The sequence below is a fragment of the Burkholderia sp. Ac-20379 genome (assembly GCF_017104645.1).
Lineage (GTDB): Bacteria > Pseudomonadota > Gammaproteobacteria > Burkholderiales > Burkholderiaceae > Burkholderia.
In genome coordinates, this window is the sequence record NZ_JAAGPF010000015.1 from 1 (window position 1) to 26,995 (window position 26,995).

23 protein-coding genes and 1 pseudogene are annotated in these 26,995 nt (G+C 62.4%); 18 read left to right on the plus strand and 6 right to left on the minus strand.

The features are described from left to right. Positions 1 to 557: 557 nt before the first annotated feature. Together G3N92_RS03545 and G3N92_RS03550 are read left to right on the plus strand one after the other, a co-directional pair. Positions 558 to 950 (plus strand): DUF3592 domain-containing protein, encoded by a 393-nt coding sequence (locus tag G3N92_RS03545; RefSeq protein WP_206126069.1) that lies wholly within the window; start codon positions 558 to 560, stop codon positions 948 to 950. 17 nt (positions 951 to 967) lie between these two features. Continuing rightward, the gene (locus tag G3N92_RS03550) at positions 968 to 1,537 is read left to right on the plus strand and encodes a hypothetical protein (protein WP_206126070.1); all 570 of its coding nucleotides are present in this window, start codon (positions 968 to 970) and stop codon (positions 1,535 to 1,537) included. Position 1,538: 1 nt separating this feature from the next. On the opposite strand, the gene tssF is transcribed toward G3N92_RS03550, so the two are convergent. Further along, complete coding sequence (tssF, locus tag G3N92_RS03555) at positions 1,539 to 3,404, minus strand: type VI secretion system baseplate subunit TssF (RefSeq protein ID WP_206126071.1); 1,866 nt, start codon at positions 3,402 to 3,404, stop codon at positions 1,539 to 1,541. A gap of 140 nt (positions 3,405 to 3,544) precedes the next feature. Between tssF and tssI the strand changes: the two genes are divergently transcribed. The 6 genes from tssI (at position 3,545) to G3N92_RS03585 (ending at position 10,707) form a co-directional block, all read left to right on the plus strand. Further along, positions 3,545 to 5,656 carry a type VI secretion system tip protein VgrG gene (gene tssI / locus G3N92_RS03560; RefSeq protein WP_206126072.1) on the plus strand — a complete coding sequence of 704 codons (2,112 nt, stop codon included), beginning with the start codon at positions 3,545 to 3,547 and terminating at the stop codon, positions 5,654 to 5,656. Positions 5,657 to 5,700: 44 nt separating this feature from the next. Then, complete coding sequence (locus G3N92_RS03565) at positions 5,701 to 6,960, plus strand: DUF2169 domain-containing protein (RefSeq protein WP_206126073.1); 1,260 nt, start codon at positions 5,701 to 5,703, stop codon at positions 6,958 to 6,960. Continuing rightward, on the plus strand, positions 6,945 to 8,132 hold the full coding sequence (locus tag G3N92_RS03570; RefSeq protein ID WP_241014570.1) for a PAAR-like domain-containing protein: 1,188 nt from the start codon (positions 6,945 to 6,947) through the stop codon (positions 8,130 to 8,132). Before G3N92_RS03565 ends, G3N92_RS03570 begins: the two co-directional genes overlap by 16 nt. Before the next feature lie 154 nt (positions 8,133 to 8,286). Beyond that, positions 8,287 to 9,084: an ankyrin repeat domain-containing protein gene (locus G3N92_RS03575; RefSeq protein ID WP_206126074.1), complete on the plus strand. Its 798-nt coding sequence runs from the start codon at positions 8,287 to 8,289 to the stop codon at positions 9,082 to 9,084. 15 nt (positions 9,085 to 9,099) lie between these two features. Further along, positions 9,100 to 10,233, plus strand: coding sequence for a hypothetical protein (locus tag G3N92_RS03580; RefSeq protein ID WP_206126075.1), 1,134 nt, complete (start codon positions 9,100 to 9,102; stop codon positions 10,231 to 10,233). 12 nt (positions 10,234 to 10,245) lie between these two features. Further along, positions 10,246 to 10,707 carry a hypothetical protein gene (locus tag G3N92_RS03585; protein WP_206126076.1) on the plus strand — a complete coding sequence of 154 codons (462 nt, stop codon included), beginning with the start codon at positions 10,246 to 10,248 and terminating at the stop codon, positions 10,705 to 10,707. Between the two features lie 36 nt (positions 10,708 to 10,743). Here G3N92_RS03585 and G3N92_RS03590 read toward each other — a convergent pair. Together G3N92_RS03590 and G3N92_RS03595 are read right to left on the minus strand one after the other, a co-directional pair. Then, positions 10,744 to 11,883: pseudogene (locus G3N92_RS03590) on the minus strand (IS3 family transposase). Positions 11,884 to 11,982: 99 nt separating this feature from the next. Further along, complete coding sequence (locus tag G3N92_RS03595; protein ID WP_206126077.1) at positions 11,983 to 12,378, minus strand: hypothetical protein; 396 nt, start codon at positions 12,376 to 12,378, stop codon at positions 11,983 to 11,985. Positions 12,379 to 12,975: 597 nt separating this feature from the next. On the opposite strand from G3N92_RS03595, the gene G3N92_RS03600 reads away from it, so the two are divergent. The 10 genes from G3N92_RS03600 to G3N92_RS03645 all read left to right on the plus strand — a co-directional run bounded on the left by G3N92_RS03600 (position 12,976) and on the right by G3N92_RS03645 (position 23,438). Next, a complete protein-coding gene (locus G3N92_RS03600; RefSeq protein WP_206126078.1) occupies positions 12,976 to 13,812 on the plus strand; it encodes a hypothetical protein in 837 nt (278 codons plus the stop codon). 469 nt (positions 13,813 to 14,281) lie between these two features. Beyond that, on the plus strand, positions 14,282 to 15,424 hold the full coding sequence (locus G3N92_RS03605; protein ID WP_206126079.1) for a ring-hydroxylating oxygenase subunit alpha: 1,143 nt from the start codon (positions 14,282 to 14,284) through the stop codon (positions 15,422 to 15,424). A 56-nt stretch (positions 15,425 to 15,480) separates the two neighbouring features. Continuing rightward, on the plus strand, positions 15,481 to 16,410 hold the full coding sequence (locus G3N92_RS03610) for a 3-keto-5-aminohexanoate cleavage protein (RefSeq protein WP_206126080.1): 930 nt from the start codon (positions 15,481 to 15,483) through the stop codon (positions 16,408 to 16,410). A gap of 20 nt (positions 16,411 to 16,430) precedes the next feature. Continuing rightward, the gene (locus tag G3N92_RS03615) at positions 16,431 to 17,858 is read left to right on the plus strand and encodes a gamma-aminobutyraldehyde dehydrogenase (protein ID WP_206126081.1); all 1,428 of its coding nucleotides are present in this window, start codon (positions 16,431 to 16,433) and stop codon (positions 17,856 to 17,858) included. Between the two features lie 42 nt (positions 17,859 to 17,900). Beyond that, on the plus strand, positions 17,901 to 18,878 hold the full coding sequence (locus G3N92_RS03620; protein ID WP_206126082.1) for a PDR/VanB family oxidoreductase: 978 nt from the start codon (positions 17,901 to 17,903) through the stop codon (positions 18,876 to 18,878). Between the two features lie 38 nt (positions 18,879 to 18,916). Further along, positions 18,917 to 19,909 carry a 3-hydroxyacyl-CoA dehydrogenase NAD-binding domain-containing protein gene (locus G3N92_RS03625; RefSeq protein ID WP_206126083.1) on the plus strand — a complete coding sequence of 331 codons (993 nt, stop codon included), beginning with the start codon at positions 18,917 to 18,919 and terminating at the stop codon, positions 19,907 to 19,909. Between the two features lie 34 nt (positions 19,910 to 19,943). After that, positions 19,944 to 20,426: a thioesterase family protein gene (locus G3N92_RS03630; RefSeq protein WP_206126084.1), complete on the plus strand. Its 483-nt coding sequence runs from the start codon at positions 19,944 to 19,946 to the stop codon at positions 20,424 to 20,426. A gap of 83 nt (positions 20,427 to 20,509) precedes the next feature. Beyond that, positions 20,510 to 21,415, plus strand: coding sequence for a transcriptional regulator GcvA (gene gcvA, locus G3N92_RS03635; RefSeq protein ID WP_206126085.1), 906 nt, complete (start codon positions 20,510 to 20,512; stop codon positions 21,413 to 21,415). Between the two features lie 107 nt (positions 21,416 to 21,522). Beyond that, a complete protein-coding gene (locus tag G3N92_RS03640; protein ID WP_241014571.1) occupies positions 21,523 to 22,500 on the plus strand; it encodes a GlxA family transcriptional regulator in 978 nt (325 codons plus the stop codon). After that, a complete protein-coding gene (locus G3N92_RS03645; RefSeq protein ID WP_206126087.1) occupies positions 22,497 to 23,438 on the plus strand; it encodes a choline ABC transporter substrate-binding protein in 942 nt (313 codons plus the stop codon). The genes G3N92_RS03640 and G3N92_RS03645 overlap by 4 nt, the downstream gene beginning before the upstream one ends. Positions 23,439 to 23,517: 79 nt before the next feature. Here G3N92_RS03645 and G3N92_RS03650 read toward each other — a convergent pair whose 3' ends face one another. Genes G3N92_RS03650 through G3N92_RS03660 form a run of 3 tightly spaced genes read right to left on the minus strand, consistent with a single transcriptional unit; the run spans position 23,518 to position 26,927 of the window. Next, the gene (locus G3N92_RS03650; RefSeq protein WP_241014572.1) at positions 23,518 to 24,474 is read right to left on the minus strand and encodes a nitronate monooxygenase; all 957 of its coding nucleotides are present in this window, start codon (positions 24,472 to 24,474) and stop codon (positions 23,518 to 23,520) included. Positions 24,475 to 24,487: 13 nt separating this feature from the next. Continuing rightward, positions 24,488 to 26,149, minus strand: coding sequence for an AMP-binding protein (locus G3N92_RS03655; RefSeq protein ID WP_206126089.1), 1,662 nt, complete (start codon positions 26,147 to 26,149; stop codon positions 24,488 to 24,490). Beyond that, positions 26,142 to 26,927: an enoyl-CoA hydratase/isomerase family protein gene (locus tag G3N92_RS03660; RefSeq protein ID WP_206126090.1), complete on the minus strand. Its 786-nt coding sequence runs from the start codon at positions 26,925 to 26,927 to the stop codon at positions 26,142 to 26,144. The genes G3N92_RS03655 and G3N92_RS03660 overlap by 8 nt, the downstream gene beginning before the upstream one ends. Positions 26,928 to 26,995: the final 68 nt, after the last annotated feature.

A 26,995-nucleotide genomic window follows, 5' to 3' on the forward strand; every position in this document is an offset into this window, starting at 1 on the left:
TAGCCCCGTTCCGTGATTTGCCGAACCGCTTCCTGCTTGAATTCCGGGGTAAATCTCTGTGCACTCATGACGCCCTCCTATGCTCAAATCATAGGCCGGCAGCGTCTAGCATTCCCTGGGCAGTCCAATCATAGGCCGGCAGCGTCTAGCATTCCCTGGGCAGTCCACTCCTGTACCTCAAAACTCCTGATTCACAAGTGGCGCTCAATCAAGCGTAAAGCCTCGCGCCGCGGGAGTTCAAGAGTTTGGGGCAACGCAAACGCAGGGAGCGACTCGTGGAGATCGAGCGACTGTATGATCGCCATATCGTTGGGCCTGTCTTGTTCGATTGGGAGCACTCGAGCGCGTCAGGGGGGAGGTCGGAGAAAAAAACCATCACGAAAAGAGCCCGCGTTGGCGTCGATCGCACTTCAAGATGCAGCCGTATGATCCCCAATCGGCGTTGAGCTAGGTGATCTTTGTTAAGCCTGTCGTCGTGCGATCCGATAAACTCGGTCTGTAATGTCTTTCGACGGGCCGCGATTCTATTCGCCATCAGTTGACGTGAGGCAAAAAACATGACGAAGTCGACCGATACATTAAAAGCCGCGTTTTTTTTCCTGATCGGCTTATTGTTACTCGCCGGCATGATCTACACGATTATCGATACGCGTTCCTTTCTGAAGGAAGCCGACGTTGCCAGCGGGAAAGTGGTGGCGTTGAATGCCGGCGGCAGTCATCCGGAAATTGCGTTCACGACCTCCGCTGGCGAGCATGTGTCATACGCCCAAGGTGGTCTTGTGTTTGGCATGAAAGTGGGCGATGCCGTGCAGGTGCGTTACCTGGCGGCGTCGCCGCGAACTTCGGCGACGCTGGATCGGTTCTTGGCGATCTGGACCGTTTCAATATTTCTGGGATTTTTCGGGGCTGCGGCCGTGGTAGGTGGTTTCTTCAGCTTTCCTCGATTCTGATCTTCCGGCACACATCCATGTCTTTCTTGCGACGTAGTCAGTGGGAATACCAGACGGGTTCGACATTCGGTGCAAGTGTCGAATTCGTTGTAGGTTCAGGCGGCGAAATCTTGTTGAAGAACCCCACGGGGACGGTTCAACGTTTCTGGTATGGCGGCCTGGGGCTCGGCTTGGGTGCTGGCGTCAAGCTCCCGAAGATTCGGCTGCCGAAACTTTCGATCAGTGGCAAGGCGATCAGCGGTAGCGGATCGGCAGAGGCTTTTCCTAGCACGGGCTGGGTTTATATGACGTCGGCCTTTTCCGGCAATGAGCTCGAACGGTCCGATTTGCAAGGTGGCGCCGTTTATCTGGACGGTAGCGCCGAACTCATTCTGGGCGGTGGCAGTGGATCGGTGATGTTGCTTGGAATCAATGCCGCCTTGCTCTCGCTCGCGTTGAGCCAGGTCGCGATCAACCCGTTCATGCTGGAACAAGTGATGCAACATGCAAAGGCGCTGCTGGTCATGGTCGGCGTCAATGCCGGGCTGAATGCAGGGGGTATGGGTTTCGGTGGCGGGGTTGGGCTACTGGCAGGCTATGTCCACTGACTCATAGCAGTGGACGTGTTCCCGGGCGGGGAGCGCACCGCAGCAGTTCTTCGCCAGTTTCGGCAGACAGGACGATGAGCTGCGAGAAGCTGTTTGACGGAGCATAGCGACTGAAAAGCGGGTCCATGACGGTGGCAACTCGATGCAAGCTGACGTCTCGCATAGACGACTCCGTCATCGACATCAGGATTTCGATGCCGCGAACGAACGACGGGAATGCGCTAGCGAGCGACAGCCACTTCGTGGCTGGCTGGCAGTCGATTCCGGTGATCGCGTCAATGCAGCGCTGGGCGATTACATTGGATCGCGGCGCGTGTAGATGGAGAAACGCCTTTAAATCAGGAAGGCTCGCTCGCGAGAGATCAAGAGGATGGGACGCGAGCGCCGACAGGACACGCCATAACGCGCCTTCACGTGGCATTGCCAAGGGCAAGGTCGGTTGGGAAAGCAGAGTGATCGGGCATGCAAGTGCGGAACCCTCGTACAGCAGATCGCTGTCCGGCGCGCCGATCGGTATCCGTGAAGGCATATCCCCGTTGGTTGCCATCACGCTGACATCAATCTGAGGATCCAAGGGATTCGTCGGTCGACCTTCCAAATCGAGCAAGCTAAGCCAACAGGTAGCAAGCGCGGCGTTCGGCCCAGCTTCAGGATCGCGATGGGCGATCCAGTAGGGTGTCGTTGAGCGCTGAGCATGGTTGGGCGCACGGTAGGGCAATAATTGCTCCCTCGACATTGCGTGCTCGGTGACGGCTTCGTCGTCGTCCGATTCGTTGCTGTTCTTCAAGTACACGCCGTTGATCGAGTAGACGCTCAAGGGGACGCCAGTCGCGAGCGGGATCGGGACGATGGGATACGACGCGTCACGACTCGTTGGCTGTATTGGCGTAGCGGCACGCTCGAAGAGATTGACGACGGGCGTGCAGAATAGTCGAAACGCGTGCGTGTCCAGCGTCGTCAACACTTGAGCCGTGTTGGAATCGCTACCTACATTTCGCACTGCGACATGCAGTGTCAAGCGCGATCCGGTGTTGTGCGCTGCGTGGCGTATCAGCCCAAGATCAATGTCGATAAAATCGAACTTATCAGGGAATGTAAAGTATTCAATCAGGGATCGGAAATATTGGGAGGGTGTTGATGGTTCGTCAGGTAATAAATTCTCATTGCTGTCAAAGCCTACTCCCTCAATCGGAATTCTGGGCAATTTGATCCAGCGTCTGTTCCCGTCTATCTCAAAATAAGCGGTCGAGGCGTTGAGTAATAGTGCGTCGGTTAGTGCAGGGAGCAACTGCTTCCCTCCGGCAAGATGTATTCGGATCGGGCCGAACGGAATAGTGGCGTCGAAAGATTGTGATGCTGCTTCGCTAGCAAAAGTAAGCGAAATAATGCCAGTCGTATCGGTCGGAATACGCGCTGCTGCGGGCGCGAACACCGCAGGCGAATAACCCGCCGCTTCGATACGCAATGGCGTTAGCGTGACGTCATAGACGGTGCGAAACCGGCACGGTGCCGCGTTTGCGTCGAGCATCGTGCCGCGAGGAATGATCAGAGGCGTGGTGAGTTGGCCGAACATGGACGACGGGTCGAACGATGCGATCGCGCATGACGGAATGGTCCGCAAGTACTGCGGATAGATTCCCTCAAGGAGTGCCTCGGCGAATTGTGGATAGGCGTCGTCGAGCTTCTGGTCAATGCGCGCTGAAAGCAAAGCGAATGTTTGTATCATCCGATCGACATGCATATCGTCGACATGCGAACCAGCGAGACCAATACGTGCAGCAATCTTTGGAAAGCGTTGAGCAAATTCTGTCAAGTGACGCGACAGCAATCCCACTTCGCGTTCGTAATGTGGTAGCAAATGTTCCATTTTTTTACAATTCTTGATGCGAAGCGAAAGCTTGTCCCGGTTTGTAGGGGCAGGTTCCTGCACATGACACGCGATGCACATATTAGAATAGCCGCGCCGTTAAAAAACTGCCGCTCAGCTGAGAGATTCCGAGGCTAGATATGCAAATGTCAGACATTGCGAGCTTCTTCCAGCTCCAAAGTAATCGCATGATCTCGATCAAAACACCGTTGAGTGGTCGATCGGATCTGGTGCTCGCAGATTTCCATTGTACCGAGGGGTTGTCTCAGAATTTCGAAATTCAGGTACGACTCGCATCTCAAGACACGAACATCGAGCTAAAGAAGCTGATCGGTCAGTCGGTGACAATTACCTTGCAGTTGACCGATGCGATCGCCAGTTCCGAAGAACGGTATTTCCACGGTTACGTTGCGGCGTTTTCGCATCTCGATACCGATGGCAGCTTCGCCATGTACAGCGCGACAATTCTTCCGTGGCTCTGGATGCTGTCGCGTCGGCAGGACATCAGGATCTTCCAGGAACAGAACACCGAGGAAATTCTCGCAAGCGTGTTTCGAGAGTACGGGAAGCTCGCGTCGTTCGAATTCCGGCTGTCGAAGGGAACGAAAAACCGCAGCTACTGCACGCAGTATCGCGAAACTGATCTTGCCTTTGTCGAGAGGCTGATGCGCGAGGACGGCCTGTTTTATTACTTCGAGCATGCGAAGGACGGCCATAAGCTGATCATTGCGGATAACTCGGTGACGGCCAAGCCGATTGATGGAAGCAGTCCGACGCTGCAGTACAACCAGGGCGAATCACTCGACGACCTGGCTGTCATCACGTCGTTTCAAGCGCAGCGTCAGCTTGCACCCGGGACGGTGGGCCTGAAGACGTTCGACTACAAGATCCCTCAGGCGCGGAGATTCGTATCGGCCGGAACGGAAGTCGATCAAGGCGAAGTGCCGGCCTACGAGATCTACGACTATCTCGGAGAACATGGCTTCGCCGATAGCGACCGAGGTGAGGAACTGACGCGGTTTCGGACGGAGGCACTCGCTGCGCACAGCAAGACGTTCGTCGGGGTGACCACCTGCCGGAGGATGATGCCGTGCCGTTACTTCGAGCTCGATGATCACTACGATCATGCGGGTTCCACGCCGGAAGACCGGCAGTTTTTGTTGCTTACCGTTTCGCATACCGGGGCGAACAACTATCAGCCGGGTGAGGGCAGTTCCACCTACTCCTGCAGCTTCACCTGCATTCGCAAGAAGATTCCTTATCGTCGCGCTGTCGAAGGCGAACGTCCGACGATCATTGGGCCGCAAACGGCGATCGTGGTTGGTCCGAAAGGTGAAGAGATTTATACGGATAGTCTGGGCCGTGTGAAGGTGCAGTTCCACTGGGATCGTCTCGGCAAACGCGATCAAGGCAGCTCGTGCTGGGTTCGGGTGAGTCAGCCGTGGGCCGGTAGTGGATTCGGCATGGTGCAAATCCCCCGGATTGGAGACGAGGTGGTCGTGAGTTTTCTTGACGGCAATCCGGACCGCCCTCTCGTCACATCGCGCGTCTACAACGCCCAGAACATGCCGCCATGGGCGCTTCCGGCCAACGCGACGCAGAGCGGGATTCTGACGCGCTCGACCAAGACAGGTAACGTCAATACTGCGAATGCGATCCGTTTCGAAGACAAAAAAGGTGCGGAAGAGGTTTGGCTGCACGCGGAGAAGGACCAGCGTATCGAGGTCGAGCACGACGAGTCGCATTGGGTCGGAAACGACCGCACAAAGAATATCGATCACGATGAGACCGTGCATGTGGGCCACGATCGAACCGAGACCGTCGACAACAATGAAACCATCACGATCGGGGTGGACCGTACCGAGCAGGTGGGAAGCAACGAAACACTGACCGTCGGCGGCAATCGAAATGAGACGATCGAGGGCATGGATAACTTGCTGGTCGCGCTGACGTCGACGGAAACGGTCGGACTGGCAAAGGCACTTACCGTAGGTGGCGCCTATACCGTAACGGTGGCGGGTGCGACAAATACGGCAGTCGGATTGGCTAGCGCCGAAGAGGTCGGCTTGTCGAAATCGACGATGGTGGGCAAGACCTATACGCTTACCGTTGGCGATCGGATCGAGCTCAGGACCGGGAAGGCGTCGATTGTTCTTGAGAGCAGTGGTCACGTCACGATCAGTGGCACCGACATCGACATTCTCGGTTCCGGCGCGGTGAAGGTGGATGGCAACACGGTTGATCTGAACTGAGCGCCGCGACGATGGAATTCCGGAACCTTACGCCACTCCATGCCATGGCGTTCAACGCCGTCGACGTGCCAGGCAACGAGATTCACGTGGTTGCGCTAAAGGCGGCATACCGCCTCGAGCCGATGCCGCGGCAAGGCGCTGATGGCGATACCCACCGCTGCGTGCTGCTTGGCGGCGCCGAAACTGTTCCATTGGCGATGGCCGACGAATACGAGGGTGAGATTGGCACGAGCAGCGTGAAGTGGGAGAGCGATCTTGCGCCTTTCAAACCGAAATGCGATGTATTGATTCGCGCAACGGCCTATGCGCCGCACGGCACGCCAGCCGCCTCATGGCCGGCGCGCGTGCGGGTTTTCGATGCTGGCGAAATGGTGGTCGACAAGGGGCTGCGGATAACGGGGGCGCGCTCGTTCGTCAAAGGCTGGCGGGGGTGGAAACTCGGCGATCCAGAACCGGTGGCGGCTGTCGCCGTTCGCTGGGAGCATGCCTATGGTGGAGCAAGCCGCGTCAAATGTGTCGAGGGCGCCGCTGGCGTGAGCGCTGAACGCGAATTGAACGAGGTCTGCTTCACCAATCCGTTGGGTTGCGGATGGATCGAGAAGCGCTTTCTCGAGCTGGCTGCCGATAAATCGGTGTTGGCTACGTCGAATGCGTCGTCGGCGCTGAGGTCGATGTCGAAGATTTCCGAATTGCCTGCGCCACAGATCGAAGCATGGGGCAACCCAGTGTCCAGCCTCGATATCGTTGAACATCCGTCTTCTGCGCTCGATGCACAACAGATGCAGGAAGTCGCGGCCGGCTATGCCACGACGCCAACCGGTCTCGGCGTGGTGGGGCGGGCGTGGGCACCGCGCCTGCCATTCGCAGGAACTTACGATGAGGTATGGCACAAGACACGATGGCCGTACCATCCCGCAGACCATGATTTCCACTACTGGAATGCAGCGCCGGTAGACCAGCAGATTGCGTGGCCTTCGCCAGGCCCGGCCTTCGAGCTTGCCAACCTCGCGCAACCGGGCGACTCTCATGCGGGATTTGTGCGTGCTCGGCTTCCCGGACATCGCGCGTTCGTTGCTCTTCGCTTCGCGAGCGGAGCTGTCGTGCCAGTGGAGATGAAGCTCGATACGCTCCTGATCGATACCGAGGACATGCGTGTGTTGGTGACGTGGCGAGTTGTTTTTCCAGTGGAGCCTGCGGTTCGAGTGTGCGAAGCGCGTTTCGAACTGGATCGACATGCCCCTCTGCTGCGGATGGAGTCTGCGGCCGTGACGAGCGAACCGGAGGCAGCATGGCCGACAACGTAATGGCCCGCAAGGATGGCCAGTGGACCATCGTGTCGATGATGCCGGACGTGTGCAAGACCCCGATGGGCAGCAGTACACCACCCGTACCGTATCCAGTCACGGCTAGTCTTGGCGATAGCCAGATGACGTCGAAGACAGTGTTTGCGAATGGCAATCCGATTGTTCGGTTCGATTCGAGTTTTGCCCCGGACACCATCGGCGACGCCGCTGGCGTTGCACATGGCGTGGAGAGCGGAACCGTCGGCGCCAAATGCTGGCCGATAGATCACAGCAAGTCCGTTCGGGTCGAGAGCAAGATGGTCGTGCGTCATGCCGATCAGTTCTGGATGAACGGGAACTACAGCGGGAAGGATGCAAAAGCAGCCCGGTGGCAAGCACGCAAGATCCAGATCACCGAAGCGCGCAAGAAGGCAGCGTCGTTGCCTCCCGGAGCCGAACGCGACAAATTGTTGGCTGCGGCCAATCGTTTCGAGACGAATAATTCCGTGGTCGAGCAGGCCAAACTGGCGCAAAACGTTTACAACCCTAAGCTGGGTGCGCCGGAGGGTTGGAATAACGTGAGCGATGATCCCGCAAAGCTTGCGCAGTACAAGCTCAAATCGAGCGATTTTTCCGTTCCTGGTACAAACTTTCGCGCGCAAGTCTACGAGCCGGACAAGGCCGTATTCGGCAATGACTTCAAGCCGCAGGTGGTGTTCCAGGGTACGGACAAGAAGAGTTGGTCCGATTGGAAAAACAACATCTTGCAAGGCATGAACAAGGATTCCGCGTACTACTCGAGGGCAGTCTCGATCGGGAAGTCGCTGGCGAAGAGCGGCGCAGATGTCGATATCGTCGGCCACTCGCTGGGCGGTGGCATGGCCTCGGCTGCATCACGGACGAGCGGCATTTCGGCGACGACATTCAACTCTGCCGGGCTGAACCCCGCGACGGTCGCTCGCTACGGCGGCACACCCGTGGCCTCCGACATTCAAGCGTACCGTGTCGACGGAGAGGTTTTGACTGCGGTCCAGGAAAAGAGTCACGGCCTTATGCCCACTGCGGTTGGGGAACCCCACGTTTTACCGGGCCAGGGCGGCTCGGTTGCGAAGCATGGCATGGACAAGGTAATTGATGGAATCGAGCAGCAAAAGACCGAAGATCAGGCAACCATTGCAAAGGAAATTGGCTGATGGACTCTAACCCGTTTTCGTGCGCTCGATCACTGATGTAATGGCGTCGGCAACTGAATTTCTGCAACGTCTCACGTGGTTTGGCCGTGAGTCGTGGCGTCAAATGGCTAGTGCGTTGTCTGTCGCGCTGGCGTTCGCTATCACTGGATGCAATATGAGCTCAAATTCTCCCAGCAAGTTCTTCGAGGGGCCCTACCTGGATGCGGCAAAGGCTATCGAGGCGCACGACGACAGGCGTCTGGATGCATCGCTGGCCAAACTCAATGTTAATGCGCCGGGTCGGGATGACATGACGTTACTGTGGTACGCAATTTTGCAGAAGAATTACGATGCCATTCGAGAGCTGGTTGCTCGTGGCGCGCAGCCTGACAAGCAAGTCGTGGAGGGTTTGGGAAGCGCTTTGTATGTTGCGCTGACGAACAAAGATCCACGGATACTCGAAGCAATGTTGAACGGCGGGCTATCGCCGAATCTGCGGGAAGACGACGGCACGACCTTGCTGCAACGTGCACTGGAGGGAGAGAAGGCCCCAGAAAACGTTCGGATGCTTGTGGAGCGAGGTGCCAACGTTAATCTGCGTGACTCGATCGGCAGCACCGCCTTGGACAAGGCAATCGATGTGTCGAAACCCAGCCTTGCGATCTTTCTGGTCCAGCACGGGGCTGATGTCAATGCGCATACATCCAATGGCGTCAGTGTAGCCTACTCGGTGCAATGGGAAATCGACCACCTTGATCCGGATGCCAAGGTAGCGAGCACAACAGCAGTGACGCTCGATCAAAATGGCAAACCTGTCGTCAAGGCTCAAGCTCAATCGGCGCCTGGCGCAACCCCGGAGGGGCATGAGATGCTGCAAACCTTCAAAAGCTTGCGTGCCTTGATGATCGAGAAAGGCGCGAAATTTCCGCCCGATCCGCCGGCAAAAGTCCGAGAGCAGATGAGCCAGAAATAAGTCGGGGAGCGTATCGTGGGCGATAAGGGCAATACCGTCGGTAGACTGTACGGTCAGGCGGCCATGTCGAGCGCCCCTGCCTCGTCAGCCAATCCGCCAGTGAAGGCGGAAACGCCGGAGGAGGAGGGTTGGCTCGCCAAATGGTGGGGCAACACTAAGCACGAACTTAGTGAGGCTGCAGATCACCCATGGGAGGCGACAAAGGGAGCGGTCAAAGGGATTGCGAACATACCGTCCGATATTGGTGAACTACTGATCAAAGGCAGTACGCTCCAAACCGCAGGTGAAATGGAGCAGGCCGCTATGATGCAAGGCGCGTTTGGGCAGACGCAGTCCGCTGATGCGCTGATGCAAGGGGCACAGGAGGTCAAGGCGAGCGCCGGCTCGATAGAGTTGCCAAAGTTCAAGATGAGCAACGCAGCCCAGGCCGGTGGCGACAAGATTGTGACGGTCGCGTCGCTTGCTGCTGGTGGGGCTGGGATTGTCAAGGGCGGGATTAGAGGGGTAGCTGCCTTAGGTAGGGTGGGTGCTGCTGAAGGAGTTGAACTGAGTAAGACTGCCTCGGCCACTGGAAAAGCTCTTCAGACTGAAGGGACTATCGCAGAGGGGGCCAAGGCAGCTGACGCTCCCACTGTCGTTGGCAAGGCAGCGGGCGCAACTGATGGTGTCGGTGCCGGAGGTGCGACAGGGGACGGCGCTAAAGTATTGAAGCCTGCTAAGGCTAAGCTAAAGCCTGGTACGCCCGAACATAAAGCATCAAGATGGGAAAGTTACAAAGCAAGAGGTGGGAAGAAAGACTACGAGGCTTGGAGCAAGCAATATGACACGAATATGCGCAATTACCAATTTGGTGCTGCGCGTGAATCGGCATATCGTGAGGCGATGGATGCTTCTGAGGGAACGCTCAAGACACCTCTTACAAATCGTCAGATTGATATTCTGAAGGCGGACGAGATGTATGCTGGACAACTGAAGACAGGTCCCGTAAGTTTGACGAAGGAGAACATCTTGGCAATTCAGAAGGACGGCGAATTAGTCAAGCAAGGCTGGCAGGTTGAACACATCCTTGAGCAAGGCGCGTCAAAGCCATATCTCGATGCTTTGGAGAAGGCGGGTGTAGACGCGCATATTGGTCCTAAAATTCCGTAAGGGAAGTGTGAAATGGCTTTTGATAGGAAAGCAGCTGAAGATGGATTTGACGATTTTCTGATGAATATGGATGATCAGTTGGATTGGTTATCTGAGAAGGCGAATGAGCATGGCCTCGAGTTGGATGTTCAACTCGATGATTTGCCGAAGTTGGAGAAATTGTTTGATATTTTGTCTGCTGGGAAGGATAAGGATTATGTGTTAAGTCTTGTGGTTACGTTTGCGCGATTTCTCGGTGAAATTGTCAGAGTGCACTGTGATGGAAAATGGGCGCTGCCACTTGATGATGAGAAGAATGTAAATTTCAATACGCCGGTTATTGTTGATCATACCCCAATAGAGGGGCTTGAATTTGCACCGCTGTCAGTGATGCGAGCGTACGCGCTTCGTAGAAAATCTGGAACCTTGCAGCGTGCCGTGGATGCGCAGTTAAATCCTAAGCCACTGGATTTGAGTGGCTTGGCAGAGGAGTGATGTACAGGCGTTCCTGAGATTGACCCTGACCCAGAATTAGTCCTGGTTGGAAGTGAAGATTTCCGGCTTGGTTGAGTCGTCAGGCGAGGCGGATTCCCTTGCCTGACGGGCGAATTCGGCTGGCGTCATCCACTGCAATGAGGAGTGGGGACGAGCCTCGTTATAGTACGTGCGCCAGTCGTCGAATTTGCTTTGCGCGTCGGCTAATGACAAGAACCAATGCGCGTTCAGGCATTCCTGCCGAAAGCGCCCGTTGAAGCCTTCGACCTTGGCATTATCAGTGGGCGTGCCCGGTCGGCTGAAATCCAGTTCGACGCCGTTTTCATACGCCCAGTGATCCAAGGCGTGTGAGATGAACTCGCTGCCGTTATCGACCTGTATGCGTTTGGGTGTGCCACGAAGCGATTTCAGATGGTTCATCGTAGCGACTACATCGGCCGCCTTCAAAGCGTAATCGACCTTGATCGCCACGCTCTCCCGACTAAAATTATCGACCACAGTTAAGGCGCGGATTTTCTGCCCGTTGAACAGCTGATCGGCCACAGAATCCATGCTCCAGAACGTGTTGGCAGTGGAGATTTCGAGCCGCTCCATGCGGTGTGCTGTGGCCACACGCCGGCGTGGCCGCTTGCGCCGCAAATTCAGCTTTTCTTCGCAGTAGATCCGATACGTCTTCTTGTGATTGATGAACCAGCCTTCGCGTCGCAACAGGACGTGAATGCGCTCTGCGCCATACCGAATCGGGGTCTCGGCGATTTCCCGAATGCGCTGGCGCTCGGCGCGATCGTCACGCGGGTGTGGCTGATAAAAATACGTGGCCTGTCGCAATTGCAACACGGCCGTCGCCCGTCGGATGCTGACGCGATAGCCTGGATCAAGAAGTCAGCCAGCGCGCGTTTGCGCGCTGGCTTCATAGCTTTTTTGCACCACCTCCTGCAGCATCTGCTTGTCCAGGCTGAGGTCGGCCACCATGCGCTTGAGCCGGGCATTTTCCTCTTCCAACTGCTTCAGACGCCGTAGCTCGGACACGCCAAGGCCGCCGTACTTCTTTTTCCAGTTGTAGAAGGTGGCCTCCGAAATGCCCATCTTCCGGCAGACTTCCGGAACCGTGGTGCCCAGTTCGGCCTGCTTCAACGCGAAGGCAATCTGCTCTTCCGTGTACCTCGATTTCTTCATGCAAACCTCCCGCCCGTCAGGGCTTCAAATTTGCCAGAAATCTCCAGTCTTCGCCGCTACGGTTTTTCGGGGGAGGTCACGCGGTGTGAGGGTCAGGGGCTAGTGTCCTCTGGCCCGCTTGGAAGTCTTGGGGGAAGCCATATTTTTTTGAGCTCTTCCCGCAGCTCGGAGCAAATTTTCAACCTGATGAGCATTGTTAGCTTTAATCGAGATTTCATTCTTTTTCACTGTCACACTGATGCGACGGTCCTTCGCTCCCTTGATCCAAGTCCCCACGATTCCCGCGATGGCGCCGATCACTGAGGTAGCAATTGGAATCATCAAGTCGAACCGCTGATGATTGTCGCCTTTTTTCTGAGCACATTCAAATACCCCTCCGGCTCTCCCAATAGCCGCTTTACATTCCGATAGCTCAGCCTGATACGCCTCACTATCGACCTTGTCCTCTGGCGAAGGCTCCCAATCAAAGCTATAGATAAACAACTCTTTTTTCATGTTCTTTCCTTAAGTGTGGTCGAAGACATTATCAGTCAAGCGCGTACGTTTTAGTGAAGAGATATTTGCTGACGAACGCTATTGAACCTCGAATTTTCTGAGATTGCATGGTCGGGCGAATTTCGACGTTTGACTGTCGATGACTCTGGTCCCCAAGCCGGTCGACGTGATCGGCGACGTAGTGCTCCCCCGACTAGCCGAGCGTCTGGGCTTGGGGATTTCCGGCGTCGACGTGTGCTAGTCGGAACTCCGGTGGTGTCACCACGCCCAGCGAGCTGTCCGGTCCGAAGTTGTTTCAATCCTGCCGCCCAGGCCTCGATTTTCCCCCGGGCATCGTCCAGCGGCAGGAGCGAATGCACGTTCAAACCGACAGCGCCGACGCACACCGCACACGCCCGACCCCCGCCAAAATCGCCATGTCATCAACCCGGCGCCAAATGTAGTAGGGTTCCGGTTGTTTCCGAGGCCGACGAATTGCGCTCCAGCGCTGCCCGAACCCGAACGCACGACATTGCGCACGCGTGAGGCACACGCGAAGCCATCGCCGGCAACCCAGCCCAGTTTCCCAATAACACAATCGAATCGATGAGAGACCGTATGACCTTCCGAGCCCTGGTCGCCAGCCCGTTTCTTCTTGCCGCCTCCACGTCCCTGTGCATGGCCGCAACCGCCGGCGATTACCTGAACGAAAGAACCCAGTCCGCCGCCGAGGTCGCCCGCGTGGCCGCCAAGGGCTCGGACGACGCCACGAGCGCGGCCCAAACCAAGGCCCTGGATCGGCTGCAAACCACACTGCGCGGCGTGATTCCTCCGCAGCATGTGAAGGGCTTTCCCGCGCAAGGCAAGATCACGCTGCAAACGCTGGTGGCCGGCGAGCCGGGCTACGGCGGCCTCGACGGCTTGGTCTACGCTGCGCAGGACGACCGGAAACACCTGATCGCGACCACCCGGCCCTTGCTCGACGCCTGGCTCAAGGTCTATGGCCACAGCGTCAAGCTGCCCGCCAACCCGGCCGGCGTCTTGTCGAGCGGCGCCTTTTGGGGCGGCGCGATCAATGAGGGGGGCGCCGACGCCATCCACAACGCCAACACCGTCGTGAAGTACGCGGACCTGCCGGTCAAGGCGGCCAAGGCCGGCGCGGTCGCCAAGGCCATCCTGTTCACGCAAGGCGAGGACGAGGATCCGAACGCGGCGCCCGACCTGGTCGGCGTGGCCCTGCTGCAGGGCGAGCGCGTCTACGTCCGATGGGATCGGACGGCCGGTGCGCCGGCAACGTCCGCTTGCCTGAAGGCCTACCAGAGCGACAAGGCGGACGGCAGCCCGGGCGGCGCCTTCGCCCAGTGCTACGGCAAACGCGCGGCCGCGAGCAGCGGCTTTGCCGCCGCGGTCAAGCAGGCGCAAGGCATCGTCGACGAACTGTCCGCCGCCGAGTAACGATCGCGCCTGGGCTGGCGATCACACGGGCGCCTGCACCCCTCGCGCCTGTTGCGTCCGCCGGCAGGCGCCCGGTATCGAACGCCGAAATCTCCCCCTTGCCCTGTCGCACCCGGGGTAAGACAGCCCTGCATAGTGCACATCGGGCGCCGAGGCGGCGCGCACCTGGCCGTTCATCACGTCGAATTCGGGCGGTGGACGTAGACCGTACCTGGCGCGCGCCGGCAATACCGCATACCGTTTCTCTCGCCAGTACGCCCAGCCGATACCGGGCGACGCCCCATATCGCGCTAGACGCCCGCATCGCCCCGCATCCCCAGCCTCGACACATCGAGCAACGAGCCCCAGCTTTTCAGGGGCATTTGGCTTTTTATTCCTCGTTTGCGCCGCCAATCGCCGGTGGGTAGATTTTCAACCCATGACGCCGGTCCACGGATCCGCGTCGCCATCCCCACACGAGGAGATTTCCATGAGCGAAGTGCTGACGCACGACGATCTGGCGGCAGCCGGCCGCGGGTTCGTCGCCGATGACGTCGCGGCATCGTCGACGCTGAACGCGAAGTGCTACATCGAGCCCAAGTATCTCGAGACCGAGATGGCCGGGATTTTCCGACGCAGCTGGCAATGGGTATGCCACGCCGAAAAGCTGCGCGAGCCGGGCGCTTACTACGTGGCCGAGGTGGCCGGCCGCAGCATCGCGGTGGTGCGCGATCGGGAGGGCACGCTGCGCGCGTTCTACAACGTCTGCCAGCATCGCGCCCACCATCTGCTGACGGGCGAAGGCCGGGCGCGCGTGATCACGTGCCCGTACCACGCCTGGAGCTACGGCCTCGACGGCGGCCTGCGCCAGGCGCCGATGACCGAGACGCTGGTCAACTTCGACAAGGACAAGATCTGCCTGTCCCAGGTGCAGGTGGAAGCGTTCTGCGGCTTCATCTACGTCAATCTCGATCCCGCCGCGCCGTCGCTGGCATCGCAAAGCGGCGCGCTGCAGCAGGAAATCGAGGCATTCGCGCCCGACATCGACACGCTGACGTTCTCGCGGCGGCTCAGTTTCGATATCAAGTCGAACTGGAAGAACGTGGTCGACAACTTCCTCGAGTGCTATCACTGTTCCACGGCGCACAAGGATTTCGTCAGCCTGCTGCAGTTCGACACCTACAAGGTGACGACGCACGGCATCTACTCGAGCCACATGGCCAAGGGCGGCAACGCCAACAACACGGCCTACAGCGTCGAGGGTGCGACCTGCAACGATCACGCCGTCTGGTGGCTCTGGCCGAACACCTGCCTGCTGCGCTATCCGGGCCGCGCCAATTTCCTGGTGCTGAACGTGATTCCCGTCGCGCCGGATCGCACGATCGAAACCTACGATTTCTATTTCGCATCCGCCGAGCCGACCGCGCAGGAACAGGAAGCGATCGACTACATCAAGGACGTGCTGCAGCGAGAAGACATCGATCTCGTGGAAAGCGTGCAGCGCGGCATGGCGACGCCCGCGTTCGAGAGCGGCCGGATCGTCAACGACCCGGCGCACTCGGGCATGAGCGAGCATGCGCTGCATCACTTCCACGGACTGGTGCTGAAGGCCTACGCGCAGGCACTGAAGTAACCGGATCGGGCCGCGCGGCGAGACGCGACGATTCGAAAATTCATAAAGGACTCCTGATGTCTGAAAGCATCATCATCACCTGCGCGGTGACGGGCGGCATTCATACGCCGACCATGTCGGCGCACCTGCCGATCACGCCGGCGCAGATCGCGGCCGAGTCGATCGCGGCCGCCGAGGCGGGGGCCTCGATCATCCACCTGCATGCCCGCGATCCGGAAACCGGCCGGCCGACGCCCGATCCGAAGGTGTTCATGCAATTCCTGCCGGCGATCAAGGCGAACTGCGACGCGGTGATCAACATCTCGACGGGCGGCGGCCTCGGCATGACGCTCGAGCAGCGTCTCGAGGCGGCCCTGGTGGCGAAACCGGAAATGGCGTCGCTGAATTGCGGCTCGCTGAACTTCGGCATCTTCCCGATGCTGAAGAAACACGGCGAGTGGCGGCACGACTGGGAGCCCGCGTTTCTCGAGATGACGCGCGATTTCGTGTTCAAGAACACGTTCAAGGATATCGAGTACACGCTGCGCGAGCTCGGCGAGACGCACGGCACGCGCTTCGAGTTCGAGTGCTACGACCTCGGGCATCTCTACAACCTCGCGTATTTCGTCGATCAGGGCCTGCTCAAGCCGCCGTTCTTCCTGCAGATGATCTTCGGGATCCTCGGCGGCATGGGGGCGGATACCGACAACCTGAGCCATCTGCACAGCATCGCGCAGCGCCTGTTCGGCGACCGCTTCGAATGGTCGGTGCTGGCGGCGGGGCGCAACCAGATGCGGTTCGCGACGCAGTCGGCGGTGATGGGCGGCAACGTGCGCGTGGGCCTCGAAGACAACCTGTACATCGACAAGGGCCAACTGGCCACGTCGAACGCGGAGCAGGTGCGCAAGATCCGCCGCATCGTCGAGGAACTGGGCTACCGCGTGGCGACGCCGGCCGAGGCGCGCGAGCGGCTCGGCCTCAAGGGCAAGGACAGTGTCGGCTTCTGACGAATGCGAGGTCATGTTTCATGCAAACCCATAATCTGATTGCCGGCGAGATGGTGGCGGGCGCGGGCGATCGCATCCCGGTTGTCGATCCCGCGACGGGCGCGATCCTCGTCGAACTGGCGGAAGCCAGCGTCGAGCAAGTGGACGAAGCCGTCGGCGCGGCGGCGGCGGCGTTCCCCGGTTGGGCCGCCACGCCGCCGGGCAAGCGCGCGGCCGCGTTGCACGCGCTCGCCGACGCGATCGAGGCCCGCGCCGACGAATTCGCCGAGCTCGAATCGTCGAACTGCGGCAAGCCGCGCCATTCGGTGACGGCGGACGAACTGCCGCTCGTCACGGACGTGATCCGCTTCATGGCCGGCGCGGCCCGATGCGTGTCGGGTTCGAACGCCGGGGAATACGTGGCCGGCTTCACCTCGATGATCCGCCGCGACGCGGTGGGGGTGGTCGGCGCCATCGCGCCGTGGAACTACCCGCTGATGATGGCGGCGTGGAAGCTCGCGCCGGCGCTGGCGGCCGGCTGCCCGGTCGTGCTGAAGCCGTCGGAACTGACGCCGCTGACCACGCTGCGGCTCGGCGAACTGGCCGCCGATCTGTTTCCCGAGGGCGTGGTCAATGTCGTCGTGGGGCGCGGCGCGACCACCGGCGAGGCGCTGATCCGTGACAGCCGGCTCGATCTGGTGTCGCTGACGGGCGGCCCCGCCACGGCAAGCCGGATCCTGACGGCGGCGTCGCAGCACCTGATCCACACGCACCTCGAACTGGGCGGCAAGGCGCCCGTCATCGTGTTCGACGACGCGGATCTGCCCGCCACCGTCGACGCGTTGCGGGCCGGCGCGTTTTTCAACGCCGGGCAGGATTGCGCGCAACCGTGCCGGTTCTACGTCGAAGACGGCATCTATGACCGTTTCGTGGCCGAGTTCGCGAGCCGGGCCGCATCGATTCGCGTGGGCGCGCCGGGCGACGCCCGCACCGAGATGGGGCCGCTGATTTCCGAGCGGCATCGCCGCCATGTTCACGGCTTCGTCGAGCGCGCCCGCGAGGCGCGGCATCTCGAGGTGCTGACGGGCGGGCGCGTGCCCGAGGGCAACGGCTTTTTCTATGCGCCCACGGTCATTGCCAACGCGCGCCAGGACGACGAGATCGTGCAGCGCGAGATCTTCGGGCCGGTCGTGTCGATCACGCGCTTCCGGGGCGCCGAGCAAGCGATCCGCCTTGCCAACGACAGCGCCTACGGGCTGGCCTCGTCGATCTGGACGCGCGACGTCGGCCGCGCGATGTCGATCGCCTCGCGGCTGCGCTGCGGCATGACCTGGGTGAACGCGCACGGCATCGCCACGGCGGAGATGCCGCACGGCGGCATGAAGGCGTCGGGCTACGGCAGCGACATGTCGATGTACGCGCTGGAGAACTACACGACGGTGCGGCACGTGCAGATCGCCCACGCCTGATCGCGGGCCTCCGTCTCCCTCTCCATCAAAAGGGTTGTTTCGATGTCAAACCACGTCACGCCGCTCGATCGGCATCCGCTCGTCGTGCGCGCGATCGCCGAGGAGGCGGCCGGCATCCGCAGCTTCGAACTGGCGGCGCCAGACGGCGCCGCGCTGCCGGGCTACGCGCCCGGCGCGCATCTCGCCGTGCACCTCGGCAACGGCATCACGCGCCAGTACTCGCTGTACGAGGCGCACGGCCCGGCGGATCGCTACCGGATCGCCGTGCTGAACGATCCGGCCAGCCGCGGCGGCTCGCGCTACCTGCACGAGGCGGTGCGGGTCGGCACCGAGCTGCGGGTCAGCGGGCCGTTCAATCATTTCCCGATGTCGCCGGGCGCGCGCCGCGCGGTGCTGATCGCGGGCGGGATCGGCATCACGCCGATCCTGTCGATGGCGAGCCAACTGCATCGCGACGGCACGCCGTTCACGCTGCATTACTGCGCGCGCCGCGAGCGCGACGCCGCGTTCGTCGCGCGGCTTCGCGACGCCGCGCCGTTTCGCGACGCGGTACGGCTGCACTTCGACGACGGCGATCCGGCGCGCGGGCTCGATGTCGTGGCGGCGCTGGCCGAGGCGCCCGACGGCTGCCACGTCTACTGCTGCGGCCCGGGTGGCCTGATGAACGCGGTCGAGCAGGCGTCCGCGCACTGGCCGGTGGGCGCCGTGCATTTCGAGCGCTTCGCGGCCGAACCGGTTGCGGGCGCATCGAACGCGGCGTTCCGCGTCGTGTTGCGCCGCTCGGGCCGCGAGTTCGACGTGCCGGCCGACAAGACGATCCTGCAAGTGCTCAGGGCGGCGGGATTGGCGGTGCCCACCGTCTGCGAGCAGGGCGTGTGCGGCGCCTGCCTGACCGATGTGGCGGAGGGCGTGCCGGACCATCGCGATCGGATCCTGACCGACGGAGAAAAGGCGGCCAACGACGTGATCGCGGTGTGCTGTTCGCGCGCGCGCAGTGAGCGGCTGGTGCTCGATCTCTGAGGCGGCCCATGCAGTCACCATTGAACAAGGAAGAGACGATGAACGCAGTGCAAGCCATTCCGCAACCTATCGAAGTCGTGAGCGTGCTCGGCGCCGGCACCATCGGCGCCAGTTGGGCGGCGCTGTTCCTGGCCGCCGGCCTCGAGGTGGATGTCTACGATCCGTCCGCCGAGGTCGAGGCCTTCGTGCGCGACTACGTCGCCCATGCGTGGCCGAGCCTCGAGCGCCTGGGGCTGACCGCGCGCGGCAATCCCGATCGTCTGCGCTTTTTCGGAACGCCCGAGGCCGCGGTCGAACGCGCGCAGTTCGTGCAGGAAAGCGTGCCCGAGCGCATCGAGATCAAGCACGACATCTATGCCCGCATCGAGCCGAGGCTCGATCCGCGCGCCGTGGTGTGCTCGAGCGCCTCGGGGCTGCTCGTCAAGGAGATGCAGGCGGGCTGGGCCAATCCGGGCCGCTTCATCCTCGGGCATCCGTTCAATCCGCCGCATCTGATCCCGCTGGTCGAACTGCTCGGCAACGAGCGGACCGACGCCGACGTGCTGCCGCTGGCCGAGCAGTTCTACGCCGGGTGCGGCAAGACGACGATCCGCGTCAACAAGGAAGTGCCGGGGCACGTCGCGAACCGGCTGCAGGCCGCGCTCTGGCGGGAGGCGATCCATCTCGTGACGGAAGGCGTGGCCAGCGTCGAGGACGTCGACAAGGCCGTGTACGCGGGGCCGGGGCTGCGCTGGTCGGTGATGGGGCCGCACATGCTGTTCAATCTGGGTAGCGGCGGTCATGGTCTCGGCGTATTCTGCGAGCGGTTTGCGCCGTCGTTCCACCGCTGGTGGGCCGACCTCGGCAACCCGGTGCTCGACACGCGAACCATCGAGGCGCTCGCCGCCGGGGTGACGGCGGCGGCGCACGGCGCGAGCTTCCATCAACTGGCGGCGGAACGCGATCGCAAGATCGTCGAGGCGAGCCGGGCGATGCAGGGCGCGCCGCTGCCGGACGCGGGCGGCGGCGAGCGGCGCGTGACGGCGCGCTGAGCCGGCAACGACGGCGCAACCAGGGAGCATCGGGATGAACGAGGACGTGCTTGTCTACGCGGCATCGGTGCGGGCCGAATGGATCGATTACAACGGCCACATGAACGACGCCTGTTACGTGCGCGTGTTCAGCGATGCGATCGACGCGACGATGGATCGCATCGGCCTCGATGCGGCAGCCCGCGCGCGCGAGCAGATCACGCTCTACACGCTGCAGACGGCGGTGCATTACCTGAAGGAGATCGGGCAGGGCGAGCCGTTCGTGGTGACGGCCCGGCTGCTCGAGTACGACGGCAAGAAAATGCGCCTGTTTCTGACGATGCGGGACCGCGCGGGCGGCGCGCACGCCTTGGCAACCATGGAGGCGCTGCTGCTGCACGTCGACATGGCGGCGCGCCGGAGCACGCCGTTTCGTCAGGCCACGCTCGATCGCCTCGCGGAACTCGAAGCCCGGCATCGCGACGCGCCGTGGCCGGCCCAGGCCGGTGCCGGCATCGCGCTGAAGCGCCAGCAGTAAGCACGAGCAGTAAGCACGAGCCGCGGCGGCCTCGCAAGGCCGCCGCGCCCCAAGAATCGGTTGTCGAGGCAAGCCACTCCGATATGGTCAGTCGATCCAAGCAGCTTCCGCCGCTTTCCTATCTCGCCGCGTTCGAGGCCGCCGCACGCCACGAAAACTTCACGGCCGCCGCCGAGGAGCTGTGCCTGACGCAGAGCGCCGTCAGCCGGCAGATCCGGCTGCTCGAGGAGACGCTGCGGTGCCCGCTGTTCGTGCGCAGCCACAAGGCGGTGACGCTGACCGAAGGCGGCCGGAAGTTCCAGCGGACGGTGAACGCGGCGCTCGAACTGCTGGCGTCCGCCGCCTACGAACTGCGCGTGCAGGCTTCGTCGTCCACCGTCACGGTATCGACCGATCTGGCCTTCGCCTCGCACTGGCTGATTCCGCGCCTGCCGCAATTCCGGGAGGCGCACCCCGAGATCGTCATCCATGTCGATGCGTCGGACGAGGACACGACGCATATCCGCGAGGGTGCCGATGTGGCCATCCAGTTCGGCGACGGGCATTGGCCCGCCTGCAGCTCGCGGTTCCTGCTCGACGAGGAAATCTGCCCGGTCTGTTCCCCGGCCTATCTGGCGCGGCAGACATCGATGCGCGGCCCGGAAGATTTGCTGAACTGCACGCTGATTCATCTCGAGACGCGGCATTGGGATTGGATGGATTGGCCCACCTGGTTCGCGCGCAACGATCTCGCGCTCGGCGAGCCGCGCCAGGATCTCTACATCAACAACTATCCGGCGGTGCTGCAGGCCGCGCTCGGCGGGCAGGGCGTCGCGATGGGCTGGCGCTACCTGGCCGACGACATGCTCGACGCCGGCGTGCTGGTGCGCCCGATCGAGACGAGCGTGCGCACCGGGCGCGGCTTTTTCCTGCTGTACCCGGCCGACAGTCTGTTGAGCCCGGAGGCCAGGATCTTCTGCGACTGGATCGTCAGGATGTGCGCGAAGTGACTGGGCGGTGAGATCGGCGGGGCGCGCGCGAAGCGCGCCCGGCCCGGCGTAATCTGCTGGCGAGAAAGCTTATGACTTCCCCCGCAAGACGATTTGGATTCCTCATTTTGCAGCGCTATTCGATGATCGCGGTGTCGAGTGCGATCGAGGCGCTGCGCATGGCCAATCAACTGAAGCAGGACGACTACTACCAGTGGGAGATGCTCAGCGCGACGGCGGGCGAGGTTGCCGCCAGCAACGGCATCGCCACGGGCCCGTGCCGCGTTCCCGATCTGCGCGAAGCGCTGCCCGACGTGGTGCTCGTGTGCGGCGGATGGGACGTGCGCGCCGCGACCAACGAGCCGACGCGCCGCCTGCTGCGCGCCCTGGCGCAGCGCGGCGTGGTGCTGGGCGGCTTGTGCACCGGGGCGTACGCACTGCTGGAAGCGGGCCTGTTGGACGGCTATCGCTGCGCGGTGCACTGGGAAGAGCTGTGCGCGTTTCATCGAGACTTTCCCGCGGTGCGGTTCGTCGACGAGATCTTCGCGGTGGATCGCGATCGCCTCACCTGCACCGGCGGCACGGCGCCGCTCGACATGATGCTGCATCTGATCGGCGAGGCGCTCGGCCCGAGAATGACGCGCGACATCTCGGAGCAGTTCCTGATCGAATGCGTGCGCGAGCCCACCGATCTGCAGCCGATTCCGGTGCCGGCGCGGCCCGGCTTCGCGCGCGCCGAGCTGATCGAGGTGGTGCGCCTGATGGAGGCCAACGTCGAGGATCCGCTCAATGTGCCCGACCTGGCCCGCCTTGCCGGCGTGTCCATGCGCCATCTGCAGCGCGTGTTCCGGCAGGCGCTCGGCGTGACGCCGAACGAATACTATCTCGGCGTGCGCATGCGTCACGCCCGCAAGCTGATCCGGCATAGCAACCTGCCCATCGCGCACGTGGCGAAAACGGCCGGCTTTCACACCAGCACGCATTTCAGCCGCGCGTTCCGGTCGTTCTACGGGCACGCGCCGAGCCACGAGCGCAGGCCGCCCACCGATGCGCGGCCGGCCAACCCATCCCGATCACCGATCCCATTCAGCGAGGAGACGCTATGAAAGCAGTGACGATGGCAATACTGACGGGCCTGACCGTGTTCGGCTCGGCAGCCGGCGCGGCCGAGGCGCCGGCGTGCAGGCAGGTGCGATTCGCCGACGTGGGCTGGAGCGACATCGCCGCCACCACGGGCCTGGCTTCCACCGTGCTCACGGCGCTGGGCTACAGCCCGTCGAAGACGATCGCCTCGGTTCCGATCGCCTTCACCGGCGTGAAGACCGGCCAGATCGACGTGTTTCTCGGCTACTGGTCGCCGTCGATGGACCCGATCATCGCGCCGTTCGTCAAGAGCGGCGGGGTGAAGGTGCTGCCCGATCCGAACCTCAAGGATGCGAAGTTCACGCTGGCCGTGCCCGACTACGTCTACGCGGCGGGATTGCGTTCGTTCGCGGATCTGCCGCGCTTCGCCGACAAGCTGCAGCATCGGATCTACGGCATCGAGCCCGGCAACGACGGCAACCAGCTGATCGGCAAGATGATCAAGACGAACAAGGACGGCATCGGCGATTTCAAGCTGATCGAATCGAGCGAGGCCGGCATGCTCGTGCAGGTGAATCGCGCGATCCGCGACCGGCAGTGGGTGGTGTTTCTCGCCTGGGAGCCGCATCCGATGAACGCGCTCTACAAGATCGACTACCTGTCGGGCGGCGACGACGTGTTCGGCGCGAACTACGGCGAAGCGAAGGTCTACACGGTGCAGACGCCCGATTACGCGGCGCGCTGCCCGAACGTGGCGCGCTTCGCCGCGAACCTGAAGTTCACGACGGACATGGAGAACCGCCTGATGATTCCGATCATGAACAAGCAGGATCCGAATCAGGCGGCGCTCACCTGGCTCAAGGCGAATCCGGGCGTGCTCGACGGCTGGCTCAGCGGCGTGACCACGCTGGACGGCAAGCCGGGGCTGCCGGCGGTGAAGGGGTATCTGGCGGCGCACTGAGGTTGGGTGGCGTCGGCGTGCCTCGAAGCGAGGGCGCGGCGGCGTCACCGAACGTTCGCCGCGCCGCGCCGCGCCGCCGTCAGCTTCCCTCGATCAGCCGCGAAACGGCGCAACGATACTCGTCGACCAAGCGCGCCACCACCTCGGCGGCGCTCGGCAGATCGGAGATCAATCCCGCCGATTGCCCGAGTTCGACCTTGCCGCGCACGGTATCGCCGTCCAGCGCGGCCTGTTTCAGCGAACTGCTGCCGAACAGCGCGGCATACGCCTCGTCGTCGATCTGTTCGCCATCGGCGCGCAGCACGTCTTGCGCGAACGCATTGCGCGTCATGCGCACCGGCAGCTTGCGGATGCCCACCAGCGCGGTCGCGTCGATTTCGGTATCGAGCACGGCCTGCTTGTAGTTCGGATGCACGCCGGCTTCGCGGGTGGCGAGAAAGCGCGTGCCGAGCTGCACGGCGTCCGCGCCCAGCGCGAGCAGGGCAGCCACGCCGAAGCCATCGGCCACGCCGCCGCCCGCGATGATCGGCATCTCGGGCAGCGCCTGGATCGCGCGCCGCACGGCCACCAGCGTCCCCACGCCATTGGCGGGCGGATGGCCGCCGGCCTCGGCGCCCACCACCACCAGCCCGTCCACGCCGGCATCGGCGGCCTTGCGCGCATGCTCGAGCGTCGACACGACATGAATCCAGCGTGTCCCGAGCGCGCGGAATCGCGCGAGGTGCGCCTTGGGGCCGCCCTGCGAGGCGATCAGGATCGGCACGCGTTCTTCCTCGATCACATCGAGGAAGCGTTCGGCTTCGGGGCGGTAGAGCGGCAGGTTGACCGCGAACGGTGCGCCGCCGGCGGCCAGCCGGACGGCACGCACGGTGTCGCGGAATGCATCGAGGTACATCGGGCCGGCGGCGATCACGCCGAGGCCACCGGCCAGCGTGACAGCGGCCGGCAGGGCGGCGTTCGACGACGCCCAGCTCATGCCGGCCTGGACGATCGGATAACGGATGCCGAGCAGGCGGCTGATTCGGGTGGGCTTCATGATGCTCCGGGTGTCAGGCGAGACCGAACTCGCGGATCGCATAGTCGCGCAGCTTGTTTTTCTGCACCTTCGAACTGCCGGTCATGCCGATCTCGTCGAACGACGGCACGATCCGCAGATAGCGCGGCACCTTGAAGTTCGCGCAGCGCGCCTTGCAGAACGCGATCAGTTCCTCGTCGGAAGCGTCGGAGCCGGGGCGCAGCACGATGAACGCGGCCGGCACTTCGCCCAGGCGTGCATCGGGCACGCCCACCACTTGCGCGAGTTGCACGGCCGGGTGGCCAAAGAGCGTTTCCTCGACCTCGGCCGGCGCGACGTTCTCGCCGCCGACGCGGAACACGTCCTTGAGGCGGCCGAGCATGCGCAGGCGGCCGTCGCCGTCGATCACGCCCAGATCGCCCGTGCGCAGCCAGCCGTCCTCGCTGAACGCCTGCGCGGTTTCCTTCGGCTTGTTGTAGTAGCCCTGCATGACGCTCCAGCCGCGCACCTGGATTTCGCCGGGTTCGTTTGCCGGCTGCACCGCATGCGTGTCGGTCGACACCGTGCGGATCTCGATGCCGGGATGAGGATGCGCCCAGCCGCCGACGCGCACGTCGAGCGGATCGCGCCAGTCGTTCAGCACGACGTTCGGCGAGGCTTCCGATTGCCCGTAGGCGCCGACCATGTGCGGCACGCCCATCACGTCGTGGATCTGCTGCATGATCTCCGGCCCGGCGGCGGCCCAGCCGCCGCGCAGATGAATCCGCTCGCGCCGGAATTCGGGGTGGCTCATCAGCATCAGGAAGATCGTGTCGTTGCCCGAGGTCAGCGTGCAACGCTCCTCGTCGAGCAGCGTCAAGGCCGTGGCGACGTCGAACGACGGCACCGACAGCAGGCAGGCGCCCGTCACCAGCGCGACCAGCATCGACAGCGTGGTGCCCGCCACGTGGAAGAACGGACGCACGCTGAAATAGCGATCGTCGGGGCGCACGCCGATGCGCAGCGCCGAGGCGGCCGCGTTCATCAGCATGTTGCGGTGGCGCAGCAGCACGCCCTTCGGGAACGAGGTGGTGCCCGACGTGTACTGGATCAGCAGGATGTCGTCGGGCGTGACCTGCAAGGCGCGTAACGCAGCCGCATCGCGCAGCGCCGGCGTATCGGGCAGCGCGTCGAAGTGCTCGACGCCGGCCGGCAGACCGCGAGCCGACTTGCCGACCATCACGGCGCGGCGCAGCAGCGGCAGGGTCTCGCCGGGCAGGCTGCGGTCGAAGGCCGGTTCGACTTCGCGCAGCAACTGCGTGTAATCGATCTTCAGGAACGTATCGACGTAGAACAGCACACGCACGTCGCCCTGCTTGAGGCAGTAGTTCAGTTCGTCGGTCTTGAAGCGCGTGTTGACGGGCACCGTGATCGCGCCGATCGAGGCGGCCGCGTAGAACAGCACGACCCAGTCGATCGAATTGCCCATCATGATGCCGACATGCTCGCCCGGCTCCACGCCGGCCGCGATCATCTTCGCGGCGGCGCTGTCCACGCGCGCGGCCAGCGTGCGGTAATCGATCCGCTCGTCGTCGATCACGAGCGCCTCGGCATCGGGTGTGGCCGCGGCACGCGCGGCAAGCACGGCGGGCAGCGTGACCGGGTTCGGCAGTCCGAACTGTTCCGCGTAGTGAAGATAGGCGTGTTGCTCAGTCATGACGGCCTCCCGCGCCGATCCCGCTCGAGGCGGTGTTGCCAAAATTCGAAATCGTGCTTTTCCAGTCGGCATTGTGCAGCAGCGTGTCGATCGCGAGGATCTCGATCGCCAGCGCACCGGCCGGGTCGGTCTCGACGCCGCGATCGATGCAGTCGCGCGTCAGGTGCATGGCCAGCGGCGGTGCGGCAGCGATCGCCGTCGCCATCGCGCGGACCTCGGCGAGCGCGCCGTCGGCGTCGACCACGCGCGTGACCAGCCCGAATGCCTGCGCTTCCGCTGCCGACAGCGTACGTCCCGTGTAAGCCATGTCCTTGGCGAGACGCTTGCCGACCACGCGCGGCAGTCGCTGCGTCGCGCCGACCGTGCCCCACAGCGCTTCCGGCGTGCGGAAGCCGGCGTTCGGCGTGGCCACGATGAAGTCGCAGGCCATCGCGATTTCGCCGCCCGAGCCCACGGCGGGGCCCTCGACCAGCGCGATGCAGGGCTTGCCGATCCGCTCCAGCGCGTCGTAGGCGGCAAATGCCTTGAGCCGGCGGGCGCGCACGGCATCGATATCCATGCCCTTACGTTCCTTCAGATCCGCGCCGGCGCAGAACACCGGGCCGTTGGCGCGCACGATCACGCAGCGCACGGCGCTGTCCTTGCGCAGTGCATCGGCGGCGGCGCGCAGGGCGTCGCACATCTCGCCGTTCAGCGCATTGCGCTGGTCCGGGCGGTTCAGGACGATCTCGGCCACGCCTTCGCGGGTCTCGACGATCAGGGTCGCTTGTGTCTCCATACATGCTCCTCGTGTCGCGATGGCGCGCTGAACGCGCCATCGCCTCGGTGTGTCGATAGGGGCCGCGA

Coding starts and splice junctions, on each gene's coding strand:
- G3N92_RS03575 (WP_206126074.1), top strand. CDS start 8,287: ATGAGCTCAAATTCTCCCAGCAAGTTCTTCGAGGGGCCCTACCTGGAT.
- G3N92_RS03620 (WP_206126082.1), top strand. CDS start 17,901: ATGTCAAACCACGTCACGCCGCTCGATCGGCATCCGCTCGTCGTGCGC.
- G3N92_RS03630 (WP_206126084.1), top strand. CDS start 19,944: ATGAACGAGGACGTGCTTGTCTACGCGGCATCGGTGCGGGCCGAATGG.
- G3N92_RS03545 (WP_206126069.1), top strand. CDS start 558: ATGACGAAGTCGACCGATACATTAAAAGCCGCGTTTTTTTTCCTGATC.
- G3N92_RS03605 (WP_206126079.1), top strand. CDS start 14,282: ATGAGCGAAGTGCTGACGCACGACGATCTGGCGGCAGCCGGCCGCGGG.
- G3N92_RS03625 (WP_206126083.1), top strand. CDS start 18,917: ATGAACGCAGTGCAAGCCATTCCGCAACCTATCGAAGTCGTGAGCGTG.
- G3N92_RS03595 (WP_206126077.1), bottom strand. CDS start 12,378: ATGAAAAAAGAGTTGTTTATCTATAGCTTTGATTGGGAGCCTTCGCCA.
- G3N92_RS03550 (WP_206126070.1), top strand. CDS start 968: ATGTCTTTCTTGCGACGTAGTCAGTGGGAATACCAGACGGGTTCGACA.
- G3N92_RS03585 (WP_206126076.1), top strand. CDS start 10,246: ATGGCTTTTGATAGGAAAGCAGCTGAAGATGGATTTGACGATTTTCTG.
- G3N92_RS03660 (WP_206126090.1), bottom strand. CDS start 26,927: ATGGAGACACAAGCGACCCTGATCGTCGAGACCCGCGAAGGCGTGGCC.
- G3N92_RS03600 (WP_206126078.1), top strand. CDS start 12,976: ATGACCTTCCGAGCCCTGGTCGCCAGCCCGTTTCTTCTTGCCGCCTCC.
- G3N92_RS03570 (WP_241014570.1), top strand. CDS start 6,945: ATGGCCGACAACGTAATGGCCCGCAAGGATGGCCAGTGGACCATCGTG.
- gcvA (WP_206126085.1), top strand. CDS start 20,510: ATGGTCAGTCGATCCAAGCAGCTTCCGCCGCTTTCCTATCTCGCCGCG.
- tssF (WP_206126071.1), bottom strand. CDS start 3,404: ATGGAACATTTGCTACCACATTACGAACGCGAAGTGGGATTGCTGTCG.
- G3N92_RS03655 (WP_206126089.1), bottom strand. CDS start 26,149: ATGACTGAGCAACACGCCTATCTTCACTACGCGGAACAGTTCGGACTG.
- G3N92_RS03615 (WP_206126081.1), top strand. CDS start 16,431: ATGCAAACCCATAATCTGATTGCCGGCGAGATGGTGGCGGGCGCGGGC.
- G3N92_RS03645 (WP_206126087.1), top strand. CDS start 22,497: ATGAAAGCAGTGACGATGGCAATACTGACGGGCCTGACCGTGTTCGGC.
- G3N92_RS03610 (WP_206126080.1), top strand. CDS start 15,481: ATGTCTGAAAGCATCATCATCACCTGCGCGGTGACGGGCGGCATTCAT.
- G3N92_RS03565 (WP_206126073.1), top strand. CDS start 5,701: ATGGCGTTCAACGCCGTCGACGTGCCAGGCAACGAGATTCACGTGGTT.
- G3N92_RS03650 (WP_241014572.1), bottom strand. CDS start 24,474: ATGAAGCCCACCCGAATCAGCCGCCTGCTCGGCATCCGTTATCCGATC.
- tssI (WP_206126072.1), top strand. CDS start 3,545: ATGCAAATGTCAGACATTGCGAGCTTCTTCCAGCTCCAAAGTAATCGC.